The sequence below is a fragment of the Pseudomonas sp. MWU12-2319 genome, from assembly GCF_023242525.1.
Classification (GTDB): Bacteria; Pseudomonadota; Gammaproteobacteria; order Pseudomonadales; family Pseudomonadaceae; genus Aquipseudomonas; species Aquipseudomonas gingeri_D.
Genome location: NZ_JALJES010000006.1, coordinates 77,293 through 100,155 on the forward strand (window position 1 = coordinate 77,293; position 22,863 = coordinate 100,155).

Here is a 22,863-nt window from a genome sequence, read left to right on the forward strand (position 1 = left end):
CCAACTCAGCTGATCGCCGGCCAGGCTTGGCCGGCGATCAGGTCCTCCAATGGGCAGGCGGATTTACCAGGTTGGGGTGAAGTCGGCTTGCGGCACATTCATCTCGGCACCCAGCCATTTCTTCTGCAAGGCCGCCAGGCGCCCGTCCGCATGCATTTTCAGCAGGGCGGCATCGAGTGCGGCGATCAGGCTGTTGGCGTCGTCATCCTTGCGTCCCAGGTAGGCGAAGTAGGAGGTCTTGCCGAACGGAGGCTGGACCACTTTGAAGGCATTGCTGCGCTGGGCGGCGACATAGGAGATGTTCGGCAGCGAGTTGGCGACGGCGACGATGCGCTTGGCCGCCAGGTCCGCGTAGGCCTGGTTGTTGTCGACGTATTCGCGGATGGTGACTTTCTCTGGCAGGGTGGCGGCGAAGGTCTTCAGTTCCTCGAGTTGCGCCGAGCCCTTGCCCGCGCCCACGGCCTTGCCGGCGATGTCCTGCGGTTTGGTGATGCTGTTGTCGTTGGCTCCGATCATCAAGGCCACGGTGGCTTCGGCGATCGGCAGCATGAAGTGATAACGCTCTTTACGGGCCTGGGTGACGATGATCGGGCCGGCGACCACGTCGAATTTCTTCGCTTCAAGCCCTGGCAATACGCTTGGCCACGGCAGGTCGAGGAATTTCACCTTGACTCCCAGTTCCTTGCCCAACTGCTCGAACAGCTCGGAGTTGAGGCCTTTCTGCTTGCCGTTGTCGGTGAAATCGAAAGGCGCAAATTGCAGCTCGGTACCTACCACCAGTTCACCGGCTTTCTTGACGTCCGCCAGTTGATCAGCATGTGCCGCCAGGGAAGCGACGCTCAGGGTGAGCGCCAGGCACAGGCCGTTGAATCGTTTACTGAATAGAGAATCGAGTTGCATGGTGTCACTCCTTCAGGGGATGCAGCGAGGTTGAGTGTGTGTTCCTGCGGTGATTCAGCTTGGTAACAGCAGTTAACGTGCCATTGCGGTATATACAGCCCTCAGGCGAGAATCTTGCCCGGGTTGAGAATGCCGTTGGGGTCGAAGCAGTCCTTGAGTTGGCGCATCACGGCGAGGGCCTCGGGGCCGACCGAGTGATGGAGAAACTCGCGCTTGAGCAGTCCGATGCCATGTTCGGCGGACACCGAGCCGCCGAGTTCGCCGACCGCGCTGTAGACCAGCTCCTCGATGGCCAGGATCGGCGCGGGTTGGGGCAGGGACGCACAGTCCAGGGTCAGGTGCAGGTTGCTGTCACCGATGTGGCCGAAGTACACACTGTGGTTGCCCGGCCAGTGCTGTTCCAGGCGTATGCGGCAACGCTCGACGAAGTCGCCGATCAGGCCGATGGGCAGGCTGACGTCGAAATTCAATGGGGTCATGCGGACAGGAAACTCACCGGTGGCTTCGCGGATCTTCCAGAGTCCCCGGGCCTGGGCCTGGGAGCTGGCGAGAACCGCATCAAGGACCTCACCGGCGGCGAACGCCTCTTCCAGTGAGGTTTCCAGCTGCTCCTGGGAACCGGCGGACTCCAGCAGCACATATAGCGGATGCTCCAGTGACATCGGTGCCGTCGAGTTTTCCAGCCAACTGACGCCGAGGCGGAAGAAGTCCTGCCACATCAATTCATAGGCCTGCGGCGTGCCGACACTGCGCTGGATCCGCCGCAGCAGGCTGACCGCGCTGGCGTAGTCGGGCAGGGCGCAGAGCAGGGTGCTGGTCTGGCCCGGTTGCGGGGCGAGCTTCAAGACCGCGCGGGTAATCACGCCCAAGGTGCCTTCGCTGCCGATAAAGCACTGTTTCAGGTCATAACCACAGTTGTTCTTGATCATCTTGTTGCGCAGATCGAGCACCCGGCCATCGGCCAGGACCACTTCCAGTCCGAGTACCAGGTCGCGGGTCATGCCGTAGCGGATCACCGCATTGCCACCGGCATTGGTGGCGATATTGCCGCCGATCTGGCACGAGCCGCGAGCGCCGAGGTCCAGGGGGAAGACAAAACCGGCGTTGAGCGCCGCCTGCTGGATTTCCTCCAGCGTGGTGCCGGCCAGGACGCTGATGGTGGCGGCGGCGGGGTCGATCTCTTCAATGCCGCGCAGGCGTTCCAGGGACAGGGCGATATCGTCGGCCCTGGGCACAGCGCCGCCCGCCAGCCCGGTCATGCCGCCCTGGGGAACCACCGATTGTCCGGCACCATTGCAGATCCGCAAGGCACTCGCCACGTCCGCCGTGGTTCGTGGCAACAGCAGCGCGGCGGGACAGGCCGGGGCATGGCCGGTCCAGTCGCTGTAGTGACGCTGACTGATATCGGCGCCGGTGACGACGGCGTCATTCCCCAACGCCTGACGCAGCAGTTCGAGGGTGTGTGGTAAATCGCTCATCGGCTCAACTCACGGTCGGAAAGGGTAGAGGGCGTCGTCACCAGGGCACGACGATCAAGCTGGTTCAGGTTCGCAGTGCCCAGCAAGGACAGGGCCAGGCGCAGCTCTTGCGCCAGCAGATCGAGGGCATGGCCGGCGCCGGCCTGTCCGCCGACGGCGACTCCATACAGGGTAGATCGCCCCAGCAACACCGCGTCGGCCCCCAGTGCACAGGCTTTGAGAATGTCGCTGCCGCGCCGGATACCGCTGTCGAGCAGCAACGCGAGCTTGCCCTTGGCCACGGCGGCAATTGCCGGCAGGCAGTCGAGGCTGGCGGGAACCCCGTCGAGTTGACGGCCGCCATGGTTGCTGACCACCAACCCGTCGAGTCCCAACGTCACGGCTTTTTCGGCATCCGCCGGGTGCAGCACGCCCTTGAGCAGCAGCCGATGGGGCCAGCGCTCGCGTAACCGGGCCAGTGCGTCCCAGTCGAGACCGGTGTCCATCTGGCTGCCGATAAAGTGCGCGGCGCCTTCGATGGTGCGTTGTCCGGGCGGCAGGTAGCGCTCGATATTGCCCAGGATCGGCAGGCCCCGTGGCCATAGCGCCTGGGCCATCCAGCGTGGGTGACAGAGTACGTCGAGCTGGTTGCGCAGGCTCAGTTGCCGGGGGCGGACGAAGTTGCGCCGATCCCATTCGCGATTGCCCAGCAGTACGGCGTCGCTGGTCAGCAGCAAGGTCCTGCAACCGACCGCGTCGGCCCGTTGCAGCAGGTCCGCGCCAACGGCGGGGTCACGCAGGCAATAGAGCTGGAACCAGAGATTGACCTCGGGCACCGCCGTGACCAATTGTTCCAGGGAACTGGTGGACACGGTACTCAAGGTAAAGGGCAGGCCGCGCTCGGTGGCGGCGCGGGCCAAATGAATATCGGCATCGCGGTAAAGCATCGCGTTGTAGCCAGTGGGGCCGATGGCCATGGGCAGCGGCAGCTCTCGCCCGAACAGCGAGCGCTGGGTTTGCGTCACCGAGCAGGGCATCAGGGTGCGCGGTAACAGCGCTATATCAGCAAACGCCCGGCGATTGCGGCGTAGCGTCAGCTCTTCCTCCGCTCCGCCTTCCAGGTATTCCCAGGCGAAATGCGGCAGGCGTTGCCGGGCCATGACGGCCAGTTCGGCAATGCTCTGTGCCCGGTGAAAATCCGGCCCTGAATAGTAGCGACGCATGGCGATCCCTATGGCGTGAAGAAAGTGGCGCAGCAGGGCTGCGCCAACCCGGTGTTAATCAGGCATACAGACGTGCGGCGGGCAACCAGCTCTCGAAGGCGGCGGATTCGACCCAGTTCCTGGCCGCCGCGATATCGGGCGCGAAGTAACGGTCTTCGTCGTAGTGCGCGACCTCGCGGCGAATCATCGCCAGGACTTCAGCGAGTTTTTCCGAGGTCTTGAGCGGGGCATGCAGGTCGACGCCCTGGGCGGCACCGAGCAGTTCGATGGCCACCACGGCGCTGCTGTTGCCGGCCATATCCAGCAAGCGGCGAGCCGCAAAGGTCGCCATCGACACATGGTCTTCCTGGTTGGCCGAGGTCGGCAGGCTGTCCACCGAGGCCGGGTGGGCCAGGGTCTTGTTCTCCGAGGCGAGGGCCGCGGCGGTGACCTGGGCGATCATGAACCCCGAGTTCAGGCCGCCTTCGCGGACCAGAAAGGCCGGCAGACCGGAGAGCGCCGGGTCGACCAGTTGCGCGATCCGTCGTTCGGACAGGGCACCGATTTCGGAGATCGCCAGGGCCAGCACATCAGCGGCCATCGCCACCGGTTCGGCGTGGAAGTTGCCACCCGAGAGCACGTCGCCGTCGGCGCTGAACACCAATGGGTTATCCGAAACCGCGTTGGATTCACGCAGGAACACCCCGGCGGCGAAGCGCAGATGGTCCAGGCAAGCGCCCATGACCTGCGGCTGGCAGCGCAGCGAGTAGGGATCCTGGACCCGGGCGCAATCGATATGGGATTGACGGATCTCGCTGTTCGCCAGCAGTTCACGATAGAACTGGGCCACGTCGATTTGTCCGGGCTGACCGCGTACCGCCTGGATGCGCGGGTCGAAGGGCACGTCCGAGCCTTTCAAGGCTTCCACGCAGAGGCTGCCGGCCACCACGGCGGCGCTGAACAGTTTCTCGGCGGCAAACAGCCCGCGCAACGCCAGTGCGGTGGAGACCTGGGTGCCGTTGATCAGCGCCAGGCCTTCCTTCGGCCCCAGCACCATGGGTTCCAGGCCGGCAATCGCCAGGCCTTCGACGGCATCCATTTCCCGCCCTTCATGGCGCACGCGACCGACGCCGATCAGCACGGCGGACATATGGGCCAGCGGTGCCAGGTCGCCCGAGGCGCCCACCGAGCCCTGGGACGGGATGCACGGATAGACCTTGGCGTGATAGAGCTTGACCAGCGCTTCGATCACTTCCCAGCGGATCCCGGAAAAACCACGGGCCAGCGAGCCGACCTTCAATGCCATGATCAGGCCGACGCTGGCATCATCGAGCAGCGGCCCGGTGCCGGTGCAGTGGGAGAGCAGCAGGTTGCGTTGCAGCTTGGCCAGCGACTCGGTGGCAATCGAGGTCCTGGCCAGCAGGCCGAAGCCGGTGTTGATGCCGTACACGGTGCGCTGGTTGGCGATGATCTCGTTCACCGTGCGGGTGCTGGCGTCGACGTTTTCGCGAGCGGCGGGGTCCAGCTCGATCGCGCATTGCTTCTGATAGATGACGCGCAGTTGATCCAGGGTGAGTTGACCGGGCTTGAGCTGCAGAGGTGCGGGCATGGCAGTGTCCTAAGGCGGAGGGTGGGTGGAATAGGTGGCTATATGTTCCTGTATATACAGGATGAGCAATATGCGGGCCAGAACTGCTATTCCGCCCAGAGAGTGGCGTTTCAGACCCGATTCCCGTTGCTTGCGAAAAAATGACAGTGGCTGTTGAATCTTGAATGTGTAACCAAAAGCCGCACCAAAACCGCGCCTCCCGCACACTGTTGGGGCGAATTGAAACCAATGGTAGTAGGGTTTTTCGCGAAAAAAGGCTTGCGGGCAACGGATGGTCGCTTTGGCCTGCAAGGTGTCGCGGGGAGATAAAGGCGGGGAAGCAATGATGAAAATTCATGCTGTATATACAGGTTGTGGCGATTTCACTCGCCAAACGACTGGCCGGGCTTCGCGAGACTGAACGCTGGCGCTAGAAACGCGCAACGGGGTGGCAGGTATTTCCTCCCGAGGATTTTCAATACCGGTGACATATCTTCTTGCAACAATCCGCGGCGAATCGAATCAAGCCAAGGAATGTCGAGATGGATATCGCGCACATCAGTTCCCGCTCGCGGATCGGCGCCCAGAAAGGGTTCACGCTGATCGAGATCATGGTCGTGGTGGTCATTCTCGGGATCCTCGCGGCCATTGTGGTGCCCAAGGTTCTCGACCGCCCCGACCAGGCCCGGGTCACCGCCGCCCGGCAGGACATCGGCAGCCTGATGCAGGCCCTCAAGCTCTATCGCCTCGACCACGGCACCTACCCGAACCAGAACCAGGGCCTGAAGGTCCTGGCCGAGCGCCCGGCGAATGCCAAGGACAGCACTTGGCGCTCCTATCTCGAACGCCTGCCCAACGATCCGTGGGGGCGTCCTTACCAGTACCTCAACCCCGGGGCCAACGGTGAAGTCGATGTGTTCTCCCTGGGCGCCGACGGCAAGCCGGGCGGCGAAGGCACCGATGCTGATATCGGCTCCTGGCAGTTGTAGTCCGGGCCATGACCAATCCTTCGCTGACAGCCGCCGGGCAACGCGGCATGGCGATTATCAGCGCCTTGCTGATTGCCGCCGTGGTCGCGGTGATCGCCGGCGGCATGCTCGCGCGCCAGACTGTCTTCACCCGTAGCCTCGAAGCCGAGCAGTCGCGGGTCCAGGGCGCCTGGCTATTGCGCGGCGGCCTGGAGCTGAGTCGGCAATTGCTCTGGGATGCCCGCCAGCACGATCCCTTGACCCGTCTTGACCAGGCCTGGGCCCAGCCGCTGTCCGCCGCCGGCCTGAGCGAGCGCGGCGGGCACTTCAGCGGGCGCCTGGAAGACGAGCAGGGCAAGTTCAACCTGCGCAATCTGGTCCGCGACAGCCGGGTCGATCCCGATCAGGTGCGGGCTTTCCAGCAGTTGTGCGAGTCGATCGGCGTCAAGCCTGCCGTGGGCCAGCGGATTGTCCAGCGGGTGACCGCCGCTTACGCGCTGCTGCCGGATAATGACCCCGTCGCGCCGCCGGTCAAGGGCAGCTTTGACAGCGGTCGGCTGACCTCTCCGGGAACCGCGCTCAAGCCGCTGCCGGCGACCCGGCCGATGTTGCACAGCCTGGATGACCTCGGCGCCCTGGCGGGTGTGGACGACGCGGTGCTGGCGCTGCTGGCACCCCATGTGACGATCCTGCCGGCCAACACCTGGGTCAACGGCAATACCGCCAGCGCCGAAGTCCTGGCTTCCCAGGTGCCTGGGCTGTCGTTGTCGCGTGCGCGCAATCTGGTGTCTGAGCGTGATGCCGGACGCTGGTTTATCAACCGGGGCGATTTCGTCAATCGCCTGCGGATGCCCGAGCTGGTGGTCAGCGATATCAAGGTCGGCATCACCAGCGACTGGTTCCGCCTCAATGCCCGTTCACGCAGCGACAGCCGCCGGGTCAGCCTGGCGGTGCTGTTATATCGCCAGGAATTGCAGATGCCCCAGGTGATCTGGTCGCGGGTGGGTGTATGACTGCCCTGCGCCTGGCCTTGCCGCCGTTGGAGACGCTGACCCTGGACAGCCCGCTGGAGTTTGCCTGGCTGGATCGCCAGGGCAAGCTGACCGACCAGGGCCGCGGCAGCCTGGCGCAGTTGGGGCAGGTGCACAAAGGCGTCGCCGTAGAGTGTTACCTGCATCCGCGCGACAGTCTGCTGGCCAGTCTCGAATTACCCAACCTGCCGCCGGCCAGGATCCAGGCGGCGGTGGGCTGTGCGGCCCAGGCGCTGATCCTTGGCGGTTGCGAGTCGATGCATATCGTCCACAGCCCGCGGGATGCCGAAGGGCAGGTGCAGGTCGCCTGGTTGCAACGGGCGCTGCTGGAGCACTTGGGCACTGTGCTGCGCCAGTCCGGGCTCAAGTTGCGTGGCCTGTACCCAGCGGCCTACTGCTTGCCGGTGGACGCGACCCAAGCGCCGGTGGTGGCGGTGCGCGACGAGCATCTGCTGATGCGCCGCAGCCAGGACCAGGCCCAGGTTCATCCGGCCGTCGACGCGGCACTGACGGAGCTGCTCAATAGCGGTGGCGTGGTGCATTGGGTCGGTGCCGCGGCGCCGGACAACGCGCTGGTCCAGAGCCTGCCCGAAGACCGGGCCTGGTCTGGCAAGGCGCCGGGTTGGGGTTTGCACGGTGCGGTCCAGCCGATGGCCGGCAACGCCGGTGGTTGGGGACGCGCGGTTGCCTGCATGGTGCTTGCGGTGGCGGTCTGGGCCGTGGGTCTCAACCTCTATGCCGCTCGCCAGGTGGAACAAGGCCAGCAACTCAAGGCCTGGATGACCCAACGGGTCAAGCAGGCATTCCCGGCCTTGCCGATGATCCTCAATCCATTGCAACAGGCCCGTCAGCAATTGGCCTTGCGCGAGAACGGCGCGCCCGGTGACAGCGGTTTTACCCGGTTGGTCCAGCAGGCCGGCAGTGCCATGCCCTTTATGGTCGGCAGCCTGCAAACCCTGGTCTTCGAACACGGCGAACTGCACCTGAGCCCGCTGCCGGGCACGCCGGGCGGCGGTCGCGACAAGGCCTGGCAACTCAGCCTGACCCAGGCCGGGGTGGAAGCGACGGCCGCTGCCGATGGTTGGGTCCTGAAAACCACCGGCCCACAACCGCTGGCGGAGAACGACAGTGAATAAGGCCTTTATCAATCGCTATCGAAACCGCTGGCGCCAGCTTTCGAGCCAGGCCCGTCTGTATTGGCAAAGCCTGGCCCCGCGCGAGCGACAGTTGGTGCTGGGTATGGCGGTGGGCGTCTCGGGCCTGCTGGTGTGGTTCGTGCTGATCCAGCCACCGTTGCAGAAGATCGACTTCTGGCGCCTGGAAACGCCCAGGTTGCGGACCCAGGCGCAGACCCTCGACGGCCTGCTGCACGGGCTTGCCGGCCCGAATGCCGGCAATGTCGAGGCCGGATTGCGCAGCAGCCTGGACGCTGGAGGGCTGGCCGGACATTACCAATTGCAAGGTGTCGGCGGCGGCTGGCTACTGACCTTCGACGATGTCCCGGCGGATGGCCTGGTGGGCTGGCTGCTGGGCACCCCCCCTTTATTCACCCTGGAAGTGGTCGAGGCCCGCTTGCAGCGCAAAGGCACGACCGAACCCGATGACACGGCAGGCAAACTGTCCGGAACCGTTCGCATGGATCAGGCGCTTGGCGCTAAGGAAGCTTCATGAAGTGGTCAGGTTCTTTATCGGCCTTGCGTTGTCGGCAGGCCGCGGCGCCCTGGTTGTTGATGGCTTTGAGTGCCTGCAGCAATAGCCCACCGGAGTCGCAGCCACCCTTGCTGGTGGAAAGCGAGTTGGGCCGGCCCCTGGCCTCGACGGTCAAGAATGGCGATGCCGTGGCCGATCGGCAGCGGCTCCAGACCCAGGTGGAACAGCAACATCGCCAGCCCCGTGCGCCGATCAGTCCCGCAGCGGGCCGGGGCGCGGCCAAGGGCAGTCCGGCGCCCAGCCCCTTGGGCAACCAGCCGGTGCAGTTGAATTTCGTCGATGCCGATATCCAGGCGGTGGTCCGTGCCTTGTCGCGTTCCACCGGGCAACAGTTCCTGGTGGACCCACGGGTCAAGGGTAACCTGACCCTGGTTTCCGAAGGCGAAGTACCGGCCCATCAGGCCTATGACATGTTGCTGGCGGCCTTGCGCATGCAGGGTTTCAGCGTGGTGGATGTCGGCGGGGTCAGCCAGGTGGTGCCGGAAGCCGATGCCAAGCTGCTCGGTGGGCCGATCTACAGCGCCGACCGTCCGGCCCAGGGCGGCATGCTGACCCGGACCTTCCGCCTGCAATACGAAAACGCGGTGAACCTGATCCCGGTGCTGCGCCCCATTGTCTCGCCGAACAATCCGATCAATGCCTACCCGGGCAATAACACCGTGGTGATCACCGATTACGCGCAGAACCTGGATCGGGTCGCCACGCTGATCGCCAGTATCGACACCCCCAGTGCCATCGACACCGATGTGGTGACGATCCAGAACGGCATTGCCAGCGATATCGCCAGCATGGTCTCCGAATTGCTGGACAGCCCCGGCAATGATCCGACCCAGAAGATCATCGTGCTCGGCGACCCGCGTTCCAATTCGATCATCATTCGCTCCGGCAGCCCGGAGCGCACGCAACTTGCACGGGAATTGATCTACAAGCTGGACAATGCCCAGAGCAACCCGAGCAACCTGCACGTGGTGTACCTGCGCAATGCCCAGGCCGGCAAGTTGGCCCAGGCCCTGCGCGGGCTGCTCACCGGGGAAAGCGACAGCGGTGATGGCAAGGGCGACCCGACCCGGGCCATGCTCAGTAACGGCGGGATGAACAGCAACAGCGGCAGCCAGAACGGCCAGGCCGGCACGCAGAGCAGCAGCGGCACCACAAGCAGTGGCACCGGCACCACGGGCGGTTCGTCCTACGGGCAGGGCGCGCGCGCCGGGGGCTCGCAGGCGGGCGGTGCAAATCAGGGCTCGGACCAGAGCGTGGCCTTCTCGGCAGGCGGGGTGACCATCCAGGCCGATGCCACCACCAATACCTTGCTGATCAGCGCGCCGGACCCGCTGTATCGCAATCTGCGGGAAGTCATCGACCAACTGGACCAGCGCCGCGCCCAGGTGGTGATCGAAAGCCTGATCGTCGAAGTCAGCGAAGACGATGCCAATGAGTTCGGCGTGCAATGGCAAGCCGGCAACCTGGCCGGCAATGGGGTGATCGGTGGGGTCAACCTGGGCGGCACCAATCTGGTCAGCACCGCGAAGAACAGTATTGATGTACTGCCCCAGGGGCTGAGCCTCGGCTTGGTCAAGGGATCGGTGAATATCCCCGGCGTGGGGCAGGTCATGGACCTCAAGGTGCTGGCCCGGGCCTTGAAATCCAAGGGCGGTTCCAACGTGCTGTCGACGCCGAACCTGCTGACCCTGGACAACGAAGTGGCGAGCATCTTCGTCGGCCAGACCATTCCCTTTGTCAGCGGCCAGTACGTTACCAACGCCAGCAGCTCTGGCAGCAATCCGTTCCAGACCATCCAGCGCGAGGAGGTCGGTCTCAAGCTCAATGTGCGGCCGCAGATTTCCGAAGGCGGCACGGTCAAGCTGGATATCTACCAGGAAGTCAGTACGGTGGACGACCGGGCTTCGGCGGCGGCCGCCGGCACGGTGACCAACAAGCGTGCGATCGACACCAGCATCCTGCTGGATGACGGCCAGATCATGGTTCTCGGTGGCCTGTTGCAGGACGGTTATACCCAGACCAATGACGGCGTGCCCTTTCTGTCGAGTATTCCCGGGATCGGTGCGCTGTTTCGCCATGAGCGGCGCGAGACCAACAAGACCAACCTGATGGTGTTCCTGCGGCCCTATATCATTCGCGACGGTGCGGCGGGACGCAGCATCACCCTGAACCGTTATGACTTTATTCGCCGGGCCCAGGGCAGCCTGCAACCGGATCGCAGTTGGGCCATGCCGGATATGCAGGCCCCGCAGTTGCCGAATGCGGCCCAGGCGATCCCGGGTTCCGCGCCGTCGGCCCCGCAAACGCCACGGGCGGCGATTCGCGCGGTGCCGTTGTCGGTCAACGAGCGTGCCCAGCCATGAGTGCGCTGCCTTACGCCTGGGCCAAGGCGCAGCGGGTGTTGCTGCGCGACGGTGAGGATGGGGCGGTATTGACCGCCTGTCCCTCGACCCCGGGCTGGGCCATCAGCGAAGTCCGCCGACAGTTCGGTCCGGCCCGCCTGGAACAGGTCCGCGACGAGGAACTGGACGGCCTGCTCGCCAGCGCCTATGCCGATACCGGCAGTGCGGCGGCGGTGGTCGGGGCGGCGGAAAACGAGGTGGACCTCGACCGGCTGATGCAGGACATCCCGGAAATCACCGACCTGCTCGACACTCAGGACGGCGCCCCGGTGATCCGCATGATCAACGCCTTGCTGACCCAGGCCGCGCGGGACGAGGCCAGCGATATCCATATCGAACCCTTCGAGACCCATTCGGTGGTGCGCTACCGGGTCGATGGCACCCTGCGCGATGTGGTCTCGCCGCGCAAGGCGCTACATGGCGCGCTGGTGTCGCGGATCAAGATCATGGCGCAGCTGGATATCGCCGAGAAACGCCTGCCCCAGGACGGTCGCATCGCCTTGCGCGTGGCTGGTCGCCCTATCGATATCCGCGTTTCCACCGTGCCCACCGGCCATGGCGAACGGGTGGTGATGCGCCTGCTGGACAAGCAGGCCGGGCGTCTGCAACTGGAAACCCTGGGCATGGACCCCGATGTGCTGTCCCGGCTCGACCATCTGATCCGTCAACCCCACGGCATCGTGCTGGTCACCGGGCCCACCGGCAGCGGCAAGACCACCAGCCTCTACGCCGCCCTGGCCCGGCTCGACGCCAGTACCAGCAATATCCTCACCGTCGAGGACCCGGTGGAATACGACCTGCCGGGCATCAGCCAGATCCAGGTGAATGCCAAGATCGACATGACTTTCGCCCTGGCCTTGCGGGCGATCCTGCGCCAGGACCCGGACATCATCATGATCGGCGAGATACGCGACCTTGAGACCGCGCAGATTGCCGTGCAGGCTTCGCTCACCGGGCACCTGGTGCTGGCGACCCTGCACACCAATGACGCGGTATCGGCGGTCAACCGCCTGATCGACATGGGCGTGGAACCGTTTCTACTGGCTTCGTCGATGCTCGGTGTGCTCGCCCAGCGTCTGGTCCGGCGCCTGTGCCAACACTGTCGCCAGGAAGATCCGGCCGCGCCCGGCACCTGGCGTCCGTTGGGCTGCAGCGTGTGCAATCACACTGGCTATAGCGGCCGCACCGGTATTCACGAGCTGTTCTGTATTGACGACGATATCCGCAGCCTGATCCACCAGGGTGCCGGCGAGCAGGCCCTGCGCCTGGCCGCCCGTGCCGCCGGGATGTTGAGCATGCGCGAGGACGGCGAGCGCTGGGTACGCAGCGGCGCCACCGCGCCGGAAGAAATCCTTCGCGTGACACGGGACGCCTGATGAATCGGTATCGCTTCGAAGCCGCCGACGCCCTGGGCAAGATCGAAACCGGCCATCTGGAAGCCGACAGCCAGGGCGCTGCCATGGGCCTGCTGCGCAGTCGCGGGTTGACCGCCTTGCTGGTCCAGGCCGACGGCGTCCAGGGCGGTGGCAGCGCCAGCGGGATGTTCAGCGCCAAACTGTCGGACAACGACCTGGCCTGGGCCACCCGGCAACTGGCGAGCCTGCTGGGCGCCAGCCTGCCGCTGGAAGCCGCGTTGAGCGCGACGGTGGAGCAGGCCGAGCGCAAGCACATTGCCCAGACCCTGAGCGCGGTGCGCGCCGATGTGCGCGGCGGCATGCGCCTGGCCGAAGCCCTGGCCAAGCGACCACGGGACTTTCCCGATATCTACCGGGCGCTGATCGCGGCGGGCGAGGAGTCCGGCGACCTGGCCCAGGTGATGGAGCGGTTGGCGGATTACATCGAGGAACGCAACAACCTGCGGGGCAAGATTCTCACCGCGTTCATCTATCCGGGAGTGGTGGGATTGGTGTCGGTGGCCATTGTGATTTTCCTGCTCAGTTATGTGGTGCCCCAGGTGGTCAGCGCTTTTTCCCAGGCGCGCCAGGATCTGCCGGGGCTGACGGTGGCGATGCTCAATGCCAGTGACTTTATCCGCGCCTGGGGCTGGTTGTGTTTTGGTGTCCTGGTGGGCGGTTTGTGGGGCTGGCGCTTGTATTTGCGCAATCCGGCGGCGCGGCTGGGCTGGCACAGTCGGATCTTGCGCCTGCCGCTGATCGGCCGCTTTGTGCTGGGACTGAACACCGCGCGATTTGCCTCGACCCTGGCGATTCTCGGCGGTGCCGGGGTGCCGTTGTTGCGGGCCCTGGAGGCGGCGCGGCAGACGGTGTCCAATGATCGTTTGAGCCTGAGCGTGACCGAGGCCACGGCGCGGGTCCGTGAAGGGGTGAACCTGGCGGCGGCGTTGAAGGTGGAGAAGGTGTTTCCACCAGTGCTGATCCATCTGATCGCCAGCGGGGAGAAGACCGGCTCGTTGCCGCCGATGCTGGAGCGGGCGGCGCAGACCTTGTCACGGGATATCGAGCGGCGGGCCATGGGTATGACCGCGCTGCTCGAACCGCTGATGATCGTGGTGATGGGGGCGGTGGTGCTGCTGATCGTGATGGCGGTGTTGCTGCCGATCATCGAGATCAATCAGTTGGTGCAATAGCTGGGGGAGGTGGGTTGGCTGGACGGGCCTTTTCGCGGGCAAGCCCTGCTCCTACAGTACGGCGTCGTACACCGATTTTGTACACGACACGAAACTGTAGGAGCAGGGCTTGCCCGCGAAGGGGCCCTTGAGGTCACCCTATAATCATGCCCCCTTGCGCCTGGCCAGCCTCATCACCACCACAAAAAACACCGGCACGAACAGCACCGCCAGCGTCGCCGTGATCATCCCGCCGATCACCCCGGTGCCGATGGCCTGCTGGCTCGCCGAGCTGGCGCCAGTGGCAATCGCCAGCGGCACCACGCCGAGGATAAACGCCAGGGACGTCATGATGATCGGGCGCAGGCGCAGGCGCGCTGCCTGCACCGTTGCGTCCAGCAGATCATGGCCCTCGTCATAGAGACTCTTGGCGAACTCGATAATCAAAATCGCGTTCTTCGCCGACAGGCCGATGATGGTGATCAACCCCACCTTGAAGAACACATCGTTGGGCATCCCGCGCAAGGTCACCGCCAGCACCGCGCCAAGCACCCCCAGGGGCACGACCAGCAGCACCGAAGTCGGGATCGACCAGCTTTCATACAGCGCCGCCAGACAGAGGAACACCACCAGCAGCGACAGCCCCAGCAGCGTGGTTGCCTGGGAACCGGACAAACGCTCCTGCAACGACAAGCCGGTCCATTCCAGGCCCAACCCCGTCGGCAACTGCGTTACCAGCCGTTCCATCTCCGCCATTGCCTGCCCGGTGCTGTGCCCGGCCTTGGGCTCGCCGGAAATGGCAATTGCCGGATAACCGTTGTAGCGGGTCAGTTGCGCCGGGCCCTGGGTCCACTGCGCCTGGACAAAGGCCGACAACGGCACCATTTTTCCGTTGCTGTTGCGCACATTGATTTTCAGCAGATCGGCCACCTGGCTGCGTTGGTCGCCTTCGGCCTGGATCACCACCCGTTGCATGCGCCCCTGGTTCGGGAAGTCGTTGACATAGCTCGAGCCCAGGGCGGTGGAGAGCAGGGCGCCGATATCGGCAAAGGACACCCCCAGGGCATTGGCCTGCTGGCGGTCGACCTCCAACTGCACCTGTGGCGCTTCGGCCAGGGCGCTTTCACGGACATTGGCCAGCACCGGGCTCTTCTCGGCCGCTTCCAGCAACTGGCTGCGAGCCTTCATCAGCGCCTCATGGCCGACGCCGCCGCGGTCCTGCAAGCGGAATTCGAAACCGCTGGAGGTGCCGAGGCCGTCCACCGGAGGCGGCAGGATGGCGTAGGCCACGGCGTCCTTGATCTCGCCCAACGCCAGGTTGGCGCGGTCGGCAATGGCTTGCGCCGAGTCCTTGGCACTACGCGCCGACCAGTCCTTCAGGGTGGTGAAGGCCAGGGCGGCGTTCTGCCCGCTGCCGGAGAAGCTGAAGCCGAGGATCATGGTGGTGTCACCGACCCCCGGTTCCGTGGCGTTATGCGCCTCGATCTGCTCCACCACCTTGATCGTGCGGTTCTGGCTCGCCCCCGGCGGCAGCTGGATATCGGTGATGGTGTAGCCCTGGTCTTCCACCGGCAGGAACGAGGCGGGCAGGCGCATGAAGCACAACCCCAGCACGACCAGCAACAGGCCGTAGACCAGCAGGTAACGGCCGCTGCGTTTCAGCGCATAGACCACCCAGCCTTCATATTTATTGCTCAGCTGTTCGAAACGCCGGTTGAACGCGCCGAAGAAACCGCCCTTGGCGTGATGTTCGCCCGGGGCAATCGGCTTGAGCAGGGTGGCGCACAAGGCTGGGGTCAGGGTCAGGGCGAGGAAGGCCGAGAACAGGATCGAGGTGGCCATGGACAGCGAGAACTGCTGGTAGATCACCCCCACCGAGCCCTGCATGAAGGCCATGGGAATAAACACTGCCACCAGCACCAGGGTGATGCCGACGATGGCGCCGCTGATCTGGCCCATGGCCTTGCGGGTGGCGTCCCGTGGTGACAACCCCTCGTTGGCCATGATCCGCTCGACGTTCTCCACCACCACAATGGCGTCGTCCACCAGGATGCCGATGGCCAGGACCATGCCGAACATGGTCAGCACGTTGATCGAGAAACCCAGGGCCAGCATGGTGGCGAAGGTGCCCATCAGCGCCACCGGCACCACCAGGGTCGGGATCAGGGTGTAGCGGATGTTCTGCAGGAACAGGAACATCACCGCGAACACCAGCAGCATGGCTTCGCCCAGGGTGTAGATCACCTTGGTGATCGAGACCTTGACGAAGGGCGAGGTGTCGTAGGGGATCTTGTATTCGACCCCAGCCGGGAAGTAGCGCGACAACTCGTCGAGCTTGGCCCGCACCAGGGTGGCGGTGTGCAGGGCATTGGCGCCGGGGCTCAACTGCACGCTGAAGGCGGTGGACGGCTTGCCGTTCAGGCGGGTGCCGTACTGGTAGTCCTGGCTGCCGATTTCCACCCGGGCGACATCGCCGATGCGCACGCTGGAACCGTCGGGATTGGCCCGCAGGACGATATCGGCGAACTCCTTCGGGGTGCTCAGCTGGCCCTTGACCAGCACCGCCGCGTTGATTTCCTGGGTCGGCCGGGCCGGCAGGGCGCCGATGCTGCCCGCCGAGACCTGGGCGTTCTGCCCGGCCACGGCGGCGCTGACATCCGCCGGGGTCAGGTTGAAACCCACCAGCTTCTGCGGGTCGATCCAGATCCGCATGGCCCGTTCGGCGCCGTACAACTGTGCCTTGCCGACACCGTCGAGGCGCTTGATCTCGTTCATCACGTTGCGCGCCAGGTAGTCGCTGAGGGCGCTTTCGTCGTATTTGCCGTCACTGGAGGTGAGGGTGGCGAGCAGCAGGAAGCCGGCGGAAACCTTTTCCACCTGCAAGCCTTGCTGGGTCACGGCGGCGGGCAGGCGCGGCTCCACCGCTTTCAGGCGGTTCTGCACATCGACCTGGGCCATTTCCGGGTTGGTGCCGGGCTGGAAGGTCGCGGTGATGGTGGCGCTGCCCAGGCTGCTCTGGGATTCGAAATACAGCAGGTGGTCGGCGCCGTTGAGCTCCTGCTCGATCAGGCTGACCACGCCTTGATCCACGGTCTGCGCCGAGGCGCCCGGGTAAACGGCGTAGATTTCCACCTTGGGCGGCGCGACGTTGGGGTACTGGGCCACTGGCAACTGCGGGATGGCCAGGGCGCCGGCCAGCAGGATGAACAAGGCGACCACCCAGGCGAACACCGGCCGGTCGATAAAGAAATGCGGCATGCTCACTGTCCTTTGGACTGGGCGAGGGGAAGAGGGCTGTCGTCGACCTGCACCCGCTCTCCGGGCCGGGCGTGTTGCAGGCCCTCTACGACGATGCGTTGGCCGGCCTTGAGGCCGTCGGTGACGATCCAGCGATCGTTCTGCACCGCGCCCAACTGCACCGGCTGTTGGCTGATCCGCTGTTCGGCATCCACCAGCAGCACCTGGGCGATCCCGGCGCTGTCACGCTGGATGGCCCGTTGCGGCACGGTGATCGCTTCGCGGTTGACCGCTTGCTCGACGCGGACCCGGACGAAACTGCCGGGCAGCAGGTCGAGGTCCGGGTTGGGGAACTCGCTGCGCAGGATCACCTGGCCAGTGCCGGGGTCGACGCTGATATCGGTGAACAGCAACTTGCCAGGCAGCGGGTAGGCACTGCCGTCGTCCTGGATCAGCGTGGCCTTGGCCTGGTTCTGCCCGACCTGCTGCAACTGCCCGGCGCGCAGGGCGCGGCGCAGGTCGTTCAACTCGCGGGTGGATTGGGTCAGGTCGGCGTGGATCGGATTCAACTGCTGGATCAGCGCCAGGGCGGTGGTTTCGTTCTGGCCGACCAGGGCGCCTTCGGTTACCAGCGCGCGGCCGATACGTCCGGAAATCGGCGCGGTGACGGTGGCGTAGCCGAGGTTGAGCCGGGCCCGCTGCACGGCGGCCTTGTTCGCGGCGACATCGGCGGCACTCTGGCGCGCGGCGGCTTCGGCGTTGTCGTAGTCCTGGCGGCTGACGGCGTTACTCTCCACCAGATCGCGGTAGCGCTGGTGTTGCAAGCGGGTCTGGAAGGCATTGGCCTCGGCCTTTTGCAGGCTGGCAACCGCACTGTCGAGGTCGGCCTTGAACGGCGCCGGGTCGATGCGGAACAACACGTCGCCCTGTTTCACGTCGCTGCCCTCACGAAACACCTGCTGCAGCACCACGCCGGCCACCCGCGCGCGGACTTCGGCGATGCGCGGCGCGGCGATGCGTCCGCTCAGTTCGCTATTGATCGACAGGCTTTGGCTCTTGAGGATCTCGACCCGAACCTTGGGCGGGGGCGGCGTTTGCGGGGCATTCGCGGATTTGTCACAGGCGCTCAGGGCCAGCGCCAGGGCTGACAGGCAGAGCGGGGCAAGCAGCTTCTTCAACATAACAGAGTCCCAATAATGGCCCCCGCATGCTAAGGGCCGTGGTCAAGCGGTGCTGTGAAGCTATGTAGGGCGTTGGTGAAAAAGTGTGAAGCTTCTGCTCTCGGACGTGCGTAGGCGTATATCCTTCACGGTTTTCCGCTTCGTAAATTTACCTATGCCTAACATTCTGCTGGTCGAAGACGACAGCGCCCTCAGTGAATTGATCGCCAGCTACCTGGAGCGCAACGGCTACCAGGTCAATGTGCTGGCCCGTGGCGACCAGGTGCGCGAGCGGGCGAAACAGACCCCGCCGGACCTGGTGATCCTCGACCTGATGCTGCCGGGCCTCGACGGCCTGCAGGTGTGCCGCCTGTTGCGCGCCGATTCGGCGACGCTGCCGATCCTGATGCTCACCGCCCGTGATGACAGCCATGATCAGGTACTGGGCCTGGAGATGGGCGCCGACGACTATGTGACCAAACCCTGCGAACCCCGGGTATTGCTGGCCCGGGTACGGACCCTGTTGCGCCGTAGCAGCCTGGCCGATCCGCAGGTGGCCAGCGACCGGATCCTGATGGGCAACCTGTGCATCGACCTCTCGGAACGCACCGTGACCTGGCGCGAACAGCCGGTGGAGCTGTCCAGCGGCGAATACAACCTGCTGGTGGTGCTGGCCCGGCATGCCGGCGAAGTGCTCAGTCGCGACCAGATCCTCCAGCGCCTGCGCGGCATCGAGTTCAACGGCACCGACCGTTCGGTGGACGTGGCGATTTCCAAGTTGCGCCGCAAGTTCGACGACCATGCCGGCGAGGCGCGCAAGATCAAGACCGTCTGGGGCAAGGGTTACCTGTTCAGTCGCTCCGAATGGGAGTACTGAAACCATGCTGAAGATCCTGGTGCGGCTGTACCTGATCACCATCGTCACCTTCAGTGCGGCGATCTATCTGGTGCCTGAGCTGGTGATCGGGGTCTTCCACGAGCGCTTCATGCGTTACAACATGGACCAGTCGCGGGGCTTGCAGAGCCTGCTGATCGAACAGTTTCGCCAGGTGCCGAAAGAGCAGTGGCCGGCAATGGCCACTCGCCTGGACCAGCGCTTCGGGCCCTTGCAGGTCAGCTTGACCCGTGTCGATGACCCGAGCTTCAGCGCGCCGGAGCAACAACGCCTGCGCGGCGGTGAGGATGTGCTCCGCCTCGGTGATTGGGGCACACGGACCCTGGCGGTGTCGCCGCTGGATGAGCAATGGGCGGTGGCCCTGCAAGTCCCGCCCGACCCGCTGGACGTGAACCTGTTGTACTGGAGCATGAACGTACTGATTGGCGCGGCGTTGCTGGCCTGCCTGCTGTTCTGGCTGCGCCCGCACTGGCGCGACCTGGAACGTCTCAAGCAGACCGCTCGGCGCCTTGGCCAGGGGCAGTTGAGCGAACGCACGAATATCCCGCCACGCTCCAATATCGGTGAGCTGGCGGCGGTGTTCGACACCATGGCCGGCGATGTCGAAGGCCTGCTCAACCAGCAGCGTGATTTGCTCAACGCGGTGTCCCACGAACTGCGGACACCCTTGACCCGCCTCGACTTCGGCCTGGCCCTGGCCTTGTCCGAGGATCTGCCGCCGGCGTCCCGCGAGCGCCTGCAAGGGCTGGTGGCGCATATCCGCGAGTTGGACGAGCTGGTGTTGGAATTGCTGTCCTATAGCCGTTTGCAGAACCCGGCCCGCTTGCCGGATCGGGTCATGGTCTCGCTGGACGAGTTCGTCGACAGTATCCTCGGCAGTTTCGACGAGGAGCTGGAAGCCCCGGACACCGTGCTGGACGTCTTGATGCACGGGTCGCTGGACCGCTTTGTGCTGGATCCGCGCCTGACCGCGCGGGCGGTACAGAACCTCTTGCGCAATGCCATGCGTTATTGCGAGCGGCGGATCCAGATTGGCGTCAGGGTCAACCCGGAAGGTTGCGAGCTGTGGGTCGATGACGACGGCATTGGCATTCCCGAGCCGGATCGGGAGCGGATTTTCGAGCCGTTCTATCGCCTGGACCGCAGTCGCGATCGTGCCACCGGCGGCTTTGGCCTGGGCCTGGCCATCAGCCGGCGGGCGCTGGAAGCCCAGGGCGGCACCCTGACCGCTGAGCAATCGCCGCTGGGTGGGGCGCGTTTCCGCTTGTGGTTGCCGACCGTGGCCTGCTAGAGACGCTTCGCTGCTGCGGCTGGATTACTTGCGCCGCTGCTTGACCAGGCGCTTTACCCCTTCCAGCACCAATACCGCCACCGCCAGCCAGATCGGCAGGTAGGTCAGCCATTCTCCCGGTCCGATGCTTTCCCCCAGCAACAGGGCGACGATCACCAGCAGCACGGGTTCCACATATCCCAGCAGCCCGAACAGTCCGAAGGCCAGCATCCGGCTCGCCAACAGGTAGCAGATCAGCGCGGCGGTACTGATCACCCCCAGCAAGGGAATCAGGGCATACAGCGCCGGCCGTTGGCTGACCACGGCAAAGCCCTGTTCGCCGTGTTGTACGAACCACCACGCCACCGGCAGCAGCAACATCATCTCGAACCAGAGTCCGCCCAGGTTGTGGGTGGCGTTGCGCCGACGCAACACGAAGTAGATCGGATAGCCGATGGCTACCAGCAGGGTGGTCCAGGAAAAGCTGCCGACCCGGTACAACTCGTTGAGTACGCCACAGAGGGCGAGCAGGGCGGCCACGGTCTGCAGCCGCGACAAGCGTTCGCCGTAGACGATGCGGCCGGTGAGCACCATGGTCAGCGGCAAGAGGAAGTAGCCCAGGGATACATCCAGGCTATGCCCGTTGAGCGGTGCCCAGAGGAACACCCAAAGCTGTAAACCGAGCAGTGCCGAAGACAACAGCAATTTGAGCAGCAGCAGTGGCTGCTGCCGGACTCGGACGAGGATCGCGGGGACCAGCTTCCAGTCTCCGGATACCAGCATGAACACCGTCATGCAAGGCGCGGTCAGGAGCATTCGCCAACCGAAGATCTCCTCGCCGTTGAGGGGCGCGAGCAGAGACGTATAGAAATACATGATGGCGAACAGGCAGGACGCCAACACCGATAAAACGATACCTCTGGACACAACAGCCTCACGCAACAGTGGATTCGGTTTTTTCCGGCAGGATAGCACCCTGCTTGAACAACAAGGCCTTCAACCCGCTTTCAGCGTCGATATCGGGGAACTCCGGCGGATTGTCCAGGCGGCGTTCGAACAGCATGCCCGGCGCTTCGCGGGTCACGCCATCGATCAGGAAGTCCGAACCCACGGCCGGATCGTTCATACAGGCGAGGACCCGGCCGTCGGCGCTGAGCAGTTCCGGCAGACGGCGCAAGACCCGCTGGTAATCCTTGCTCAACAGGAAGCTGCCTTTCTGGAAGGACGGCGGGTCGATGATCACCAGATCAAACGGGCCGCTGCTGATGACCTTGCCCCAGGACTTGAACAGGTCGTGGCCGAGAAAGCCGACCTTGCCCAGGTTGTGGCCATTCAGGCGATGATTGTCACGCCCACGGCTCAGGGCCGCGCGGGACATATCCAGGTTGAGCACATGGGCGGCCCCGCCGGCGAGCGCCGCCACGGAAAAGCCGCAGGTGTAGGCGAACAGGTTCAGCACCCGCTTGCCCTGGGCATTGGCCCGCACCCAGTCGCGGCCGTAGCGCATATCGAGAAACAGGCCGTTGTTCTGTTTCTTGCCCAGGTCGACCTGATAGCGCAGGCCGCCTTCGGTAATGACCCATTCCTCAATGGCCTGGCCCACCAGCCATTCGGCGGGGCTCAGGGGCAGGTAACGATGGTGCAGCAATAAAGTGTGCGCACCACTGGCCAGCCAAGTGGGTGACTGGCTGATCTCGATCAGCAGGTCCTTGAGGGCTTGCAGTTGCTCGGGCTCCGGCTCCTTGAACAGCGAAACCAGCACCACGCCCTGCAGCCAGTCGACGGTCAGTTGCTCCAGTCCCGGCCAGCAGCGGCCCCGGCCGTGGAACAGGCGCCGGGTTTCCGCTGGGGCGGCCGCCAGGGCCGTGAGCAGGTGAGTGTGGAGGGTGGACAAGGCGTCGGGGTTCATCAGGCGGTGCCGGCAAGGAAAAAGGGCCGGCATTCTAACCCTATCCGTCTATGTCGCTGTGGGTTGTACCGCCACGCATTTGATTTCCACCAGCAACCCCGGGTGGGCCAGTTCGCTGACGCCGATGCAGGTCCAGGCGCACAGGCCCTTGGGGAACACCCGGTTCTTGACCTCGCGGAATACCGCCATGTGCCGGGACATGTGCACGTGGTAGGTGGTCATCTCGACCACATCCTCGAAGCTACAACCGCCGGCGGCCAGCACCAGGCGCAGGTTTTCCCAGGCCGCCGCGAACTGCCGGGCGGGATCCTCGATGACCTCCAGTTGCGGCGTGCGGCCCACCTGGCCCGCGCAGTAGAGCGTGGCGCCGACCTTTACGGCAGGTGCATAACCCGCGCGTTCGGCAATCAGGGTCATGGATTCCGGGATGATGATTTCACGGTCAGTCATTGCGTGCTCCGCCACATTCACAAGAGCGCCGAGGGTAGCGTATTGCCACACCGGTGTGCCGTTCAGCGACGTTGTGCCGCATGAAACGACCCTTGCTGCCTGCTTCGATCTGCCATCG

18 protein-coding genes are annotated in these 22,863 nt (G+C 64.6%); 9 read left to right on the forward strand and 9 right to left on the reverse strand.

Annotation, left to right across the window (positions count from 1 at the left end; all coding sequences use genetic code 11):
* Positions 1 to 63: 63 nt before the first annotated feature.
* The 4 genes from M5C01_RS11915 to hutH form a co-directional block, all read right to left on the reverse strand.
* Complete coding sequence (locus M5C01_RS11915; protein WP_100941101.1) at positions 64 to 900, reverse strand: transporter substrate-binding domain-containing protein; 837 nt, start codon at positions 898 to 900, stop codon at positions 64 to 66.
* A gap of 101 nt (positions 901 to 1,001) precedes the next feature.
* The gene (locus tag M5C01_RS11920; RefSeq protein ID WP_103497935.1) at positions 1,002 to 2,378 is read right to left on the reverse strand and encodes an FAD-binding oxidoreductase; all 1,377 of its coding nucleotides are present in this window, start codon (positions 2,376 to 2,378) and stop codon (positions 1,002 to 1,004) included.
* Positions 2,375 to 3,580 carry an alpha-hydroxy acid oxidase gene (locus tag M5C01_RS11925; RefSeq protein ID WP_152738761.1) on the reverse strand — a complete coding sequence of 402 codons (1,206 nt, stop codon included), beginning with the start codon at positions 3,578 to 3,580 and terminating at the stop codon, positions 2,375 to 2,377. The genes M5C01_RS11920 and M5C01_RS11925 overlap by 4 nt, the downstream gene beginning before the upstream one ends.
* A gap of 58 nt (positions 3,581 to 3,638) precedes the next feature.
* Entirely contained in the window at positions 3,639 to 5,168 is a 1,530-nt protein-coding gene (gene hutH / locus M5C01_RS11930) for a histidine ammonia-lyase (protein ID WP_103497933.1), read from the reverse strand.
* Positions 5,169 to 5,689: 521 nt separating this feature from the next.
* On the opposite strand from hutH, the gene gspG reads away from it, so the two are divergent.
* The 7 genes from gspG to gspF are packed head-to-tail and all read left to right on the forward strand — an operon-like array spanning position 5,690 to position 13,845.
* Positions 5,690 to 6,136, forward strand: coding sequence for a type II secretion system major pseudopilin GspG (gspG, locus tag M5C01_RS11935; protein WP_103497932.1), 447 nt, complete (start codon positions 5,690 to 5,692; stop codon positions 6,134 to 6,136).
* Between the two features lie 8 nt (positions 6,137 to 6,144).
* A complete protein-coding gene (gspK, locus tag M5C01_RS11940) occupies positions 6,145 to 7,128 on the forward strand; it encodes a type II secretion system minor pseudopilin GspK (RefSeq protein ID WP_152738764.1) in 984 nt (327 codons plus the stop codon).
* Complete coding sequence (gspL, locus tag M5C01_RS11945) at positions 7,125 to 8,282, forward strand: type II secretion system protein GspL (RefSeq protein ID WP_152738767.1); 1,158 nt, start codon at positions 7,125 to 7,127, stop codon at positions 8,280 to 8,282. Before gspK ends, gspL begins: the two co-directional genes overlap by 4 nt.
* Entirely contained in the window at positions 8,275 to 8,817 is a 543-nt protein-coding gene (gene gspM / locus M5C01_RS11950) for a type II secretion system protein GspM (protein ID WP_178129826.1), read from the forward strand. The genes gspL and gspM overlap by 8 nt, the downstream gene beginning before the upstream one ends.
* Positions 8,814 to 11,219 carry a type II secretion system secretin GspD gene (gspD, locus tag M5C01_RS11955; protein WP_152738770.1) on the forward strand — a complete coding sequence of 802 codons (2,406 nt, stop codon included), beginning with the start codon at positions 8,814 to 8,816 and terminating at the stop codon, positions 11,217 to 11,219. The genes gspM and gspD overlap by 4 nt, the downstream gene beginning before the upstream one ends.
* Positions 11,216 to 12,634: a type II secretion system ATPase GspE gene (gspE, locus tag M5C01_RS11960; protein WP_100941110.1), complete on the forward strand. Its 1,419-nt coding sequence runs from the start codon at positions 11,216 to 11,218 to the stop codon at positions 12,632 to 12,634. The genes gspD and gspE overlap by 4 nt, the downstream gene beginning before the upstream one ends.
* Positions 12,634 to 13,845, forward strand: coding sequence for a type II secretion system inner membrane protein GspF (gspF, locus tag M5C01_RS11965; protein ID WP_103499064.1), 1,212 nt, complete (start codon positions 12,634 to 12,636; stop codon positions 13,843 to 13,845). The genes gspE and gspF overlap by 1 nt, the downstream gene beginning before the upstream one ends.
* A 144-nt stretch (positions 13,846 to 13,989) precedes the next feature.
* Here gspF and M5C01_RS11970 read toward each other — a convergent pair whose 3' ends face one another.
* Both M5C01_RS11970 and M5C01_RS11975 read right to left on the reverse strand, forming a co-directional pair.
* On the reverse strand, positions 13,990 to 17,082 hold the full coding sequence (locus M5C01_RS11970; RefSeq protein WP_152738773.1) for an efflux RND transporter permease subunit: 3,093 nt from the start codon (positions 17,080 to 17,082) through the stop codon (positions 13,990 to 13,992).
* Between the two features lie 2 nt (positions 17,083 to 17,084).
* Positions 17,085 to 18,242, reverse strand: coding sequence for an efflux RND transporter periplasmic adaptor subunit (locus M5C01_RS11975; RefSeq protein WP_103499073.1), 1,158 nt, complete (start codon positions 18,240 to 18,242; stop codon positions 17,085 to 17,087).
* Between the two features lie 154 nt (positions 18,243 to 18,396).
* Here M5C01_RS11975 and M5C01_RS11980 point away from each other — a divergent pair, with 154 nt between their 5' ends.
* A complete protein-coding gene (locus M5C01_RS11980) occupies positions 18,397 to 19,098 on the forward strand; it encodes a response regulator transcription factor (RefSeq protein WP_103499074.1) in 702 nt (233 codons plus the stop codon).
* A 4-nt stretch (positions 19,099 to 19,102) separates the two neighbouring features.
* Entirely contained in the window at positions 19,103 to 20,407 is a 1,305-nt protein-coding gene (locus tag M5C01_RS11985; protein WP_103499075.1) for an ATP-binding protein, read from the forward strand.
* A gap of 24 nt (positions 20,408 to 20,431) precedes the next feature.
* Here the strand turns inward: M5C01_RS11985 and rarD are convergent, their stop codons facing one another.
* The 3 genes from rarD to M5C01_RS12000 are packed head-to-tail and all read right to left on the reverse strand — an operon-like array spanning position 20,432 to position 22,745.
* Complete coding sequence (rarD, locus tag M5C01_RS11990) at positions 20,432 to 21,313, reverse strand: EamA family transporter RarD (RefSeq protein ID WP_103499076.1); 882 nt, start codon at positions 21,311 to 21,313, stop codon at positions 20,432 to 20,434.
* A gap of 7 nt (positions 21,314 to 21,320) precedes the next feature.
* Positions 21,321 to 22,295, reverse strand: a complete 975-nt coding sequence (locus tag M5C01_RS11995) for a class I SAM-dependent methyltransferase (RefSeq protein ID WP_152739297.1) — start codon at positions 22,293 to 22,295, stop codon at positions 21,321 to 21,323.
* A 48-nt stretch (positions 22,296 to 22,343) separates the two neighbouring features.
* Positions 22,344 to 22,745 (reverse strand): RidA family protein, encoded by a 402-nt coding sequence (locus tag M5C01_RS12000; RefSeq protein ID WP_152738777.1) that lies wholly within the window; start codon positions 22,743 to 22,745, stop codon positions 22,344 to 22,346.
* Positions 22,746 to 22,863: the final 118 nt, after the last annotated feature.

What these genes read in the sequence shown, in the direction of transcription:
- M5C01_RS11915 (WP_100941101.1), bottom strand. Translation starts at nt 900, where the DNA reads ATGCAACTCGATTCTCTATTCAGTAAACGATTCAACGGCCTGTGCCTG.
- M5C01_RS11920 (WP_103497935.1), bottom strand. Translation starts at nt 2,378, where the DNA reads ATGAGCGATTTACCACACACCCTCGAACTGCTGCGTCAGGCGTTGGGG.
- M5C01_RS11925 (WP_152738761.1), bottom strand. Translation starts at nt 3,580, where the DNA reads ATGCGTCGCTACTATTCAGGGCCGGATTTTCACCGGGCACAGAGCATT.
- hutH (WP_103497933.1), bottom strand. Translation starts at nt 5,168, where the DNA reads ATGCCCGCACCTCTGCAGCTCAAGCCCGGTCAACTCACCCTGGATCAA.
- gspG (WP_103497932.1), top strand. Translation starts at nt 5,690, where the DNA reads ATGGATATCGCGCACATCAGTTCCCGCTCGCGGATCGGCGCCCAGAAA.
- gspK (WP_152738764.1), top strand. Translation starts at nt 6,145, where the DNA reads ATGACCAATCCTTCGCTGACAGCCGCCGGGCAACGCGGCATGGCGATT.
- gspL (WP_152738767.1), top strand. Translation starts at nt 7,125, where the DNA reads ATGACTGCCCTGCGCCTGGCCTTGCCGCCGTTGGAGACGCTGACCCTG.
- gspD (WP_152738770.1), top strand. Translation starts at nt 8,814, where the DNA reads ATGAAGTGGTCAGGTTCTTTATCGGCCTTGCGTTGTCGGCAGGCCGCG.
- gspE (WP_100941110.1), top strand. Translation starts at nt 11,216, where the DNA reads ATGAGTGCGCTGCCTTACGCCTGGGCCAAGGCGCAGCGGGTGTTGCTG.
- gspF (WP_103499064.1), top strand. Translation starts at nt 12,634, where the DNA reads ATGAATCGGTATCGCTTCGAAGCCGCCGACGCCCTGGGCAAGATCGAA.
- M5C01_RS11970 (WP_152738773.1), bottom strand. Translation starts at nt 17,082, where the DNA reads ATGCCGCATTTCTTTATCGACCGGCCGGTGTTCGCCTGGGTGGTCGCC.
- M5C01_RS11975 (WP_103499073.1), bottom strand. Translation starts at nt 18,242, where the DNA reads ATGTTGAAGAAGCTGCTTGCCCCGCTCTGCCTGTCAGCCCTGGCGCTG.
- M5C01_RS11980 (WP_103499074.1), top strand. Translation starts at nt 18,397, where the DNA reads ATGCCTAACATTCTGCTGGTCGAAGACGACAGCGCCCTCAGTGAATTG.
- M5C01_RS11985 (WP_103499075.1), top strand. Translation starts at nt 19,103, where the DNA reads ATGCTGAAGATCCTGGTGCGGCTGTACCTGATCACCATCGTCACCTTC.
- M5C01_RS11995 (WP_152739297.1), bottom strand. Translation starts at nt 22,295, where the DNA reads ATGAACCCCGACGCCTTGTCCACCCTCCACACTCACCTGCTCACGGCC.
- M5C01_RS12000 (WP_152738777.1), bottom strand. Translation starts at nt 22,745, where the DNA reads ATGACTGACCGTGAAATCATCATCCCGGAATCCATGACCCTGATTGCC.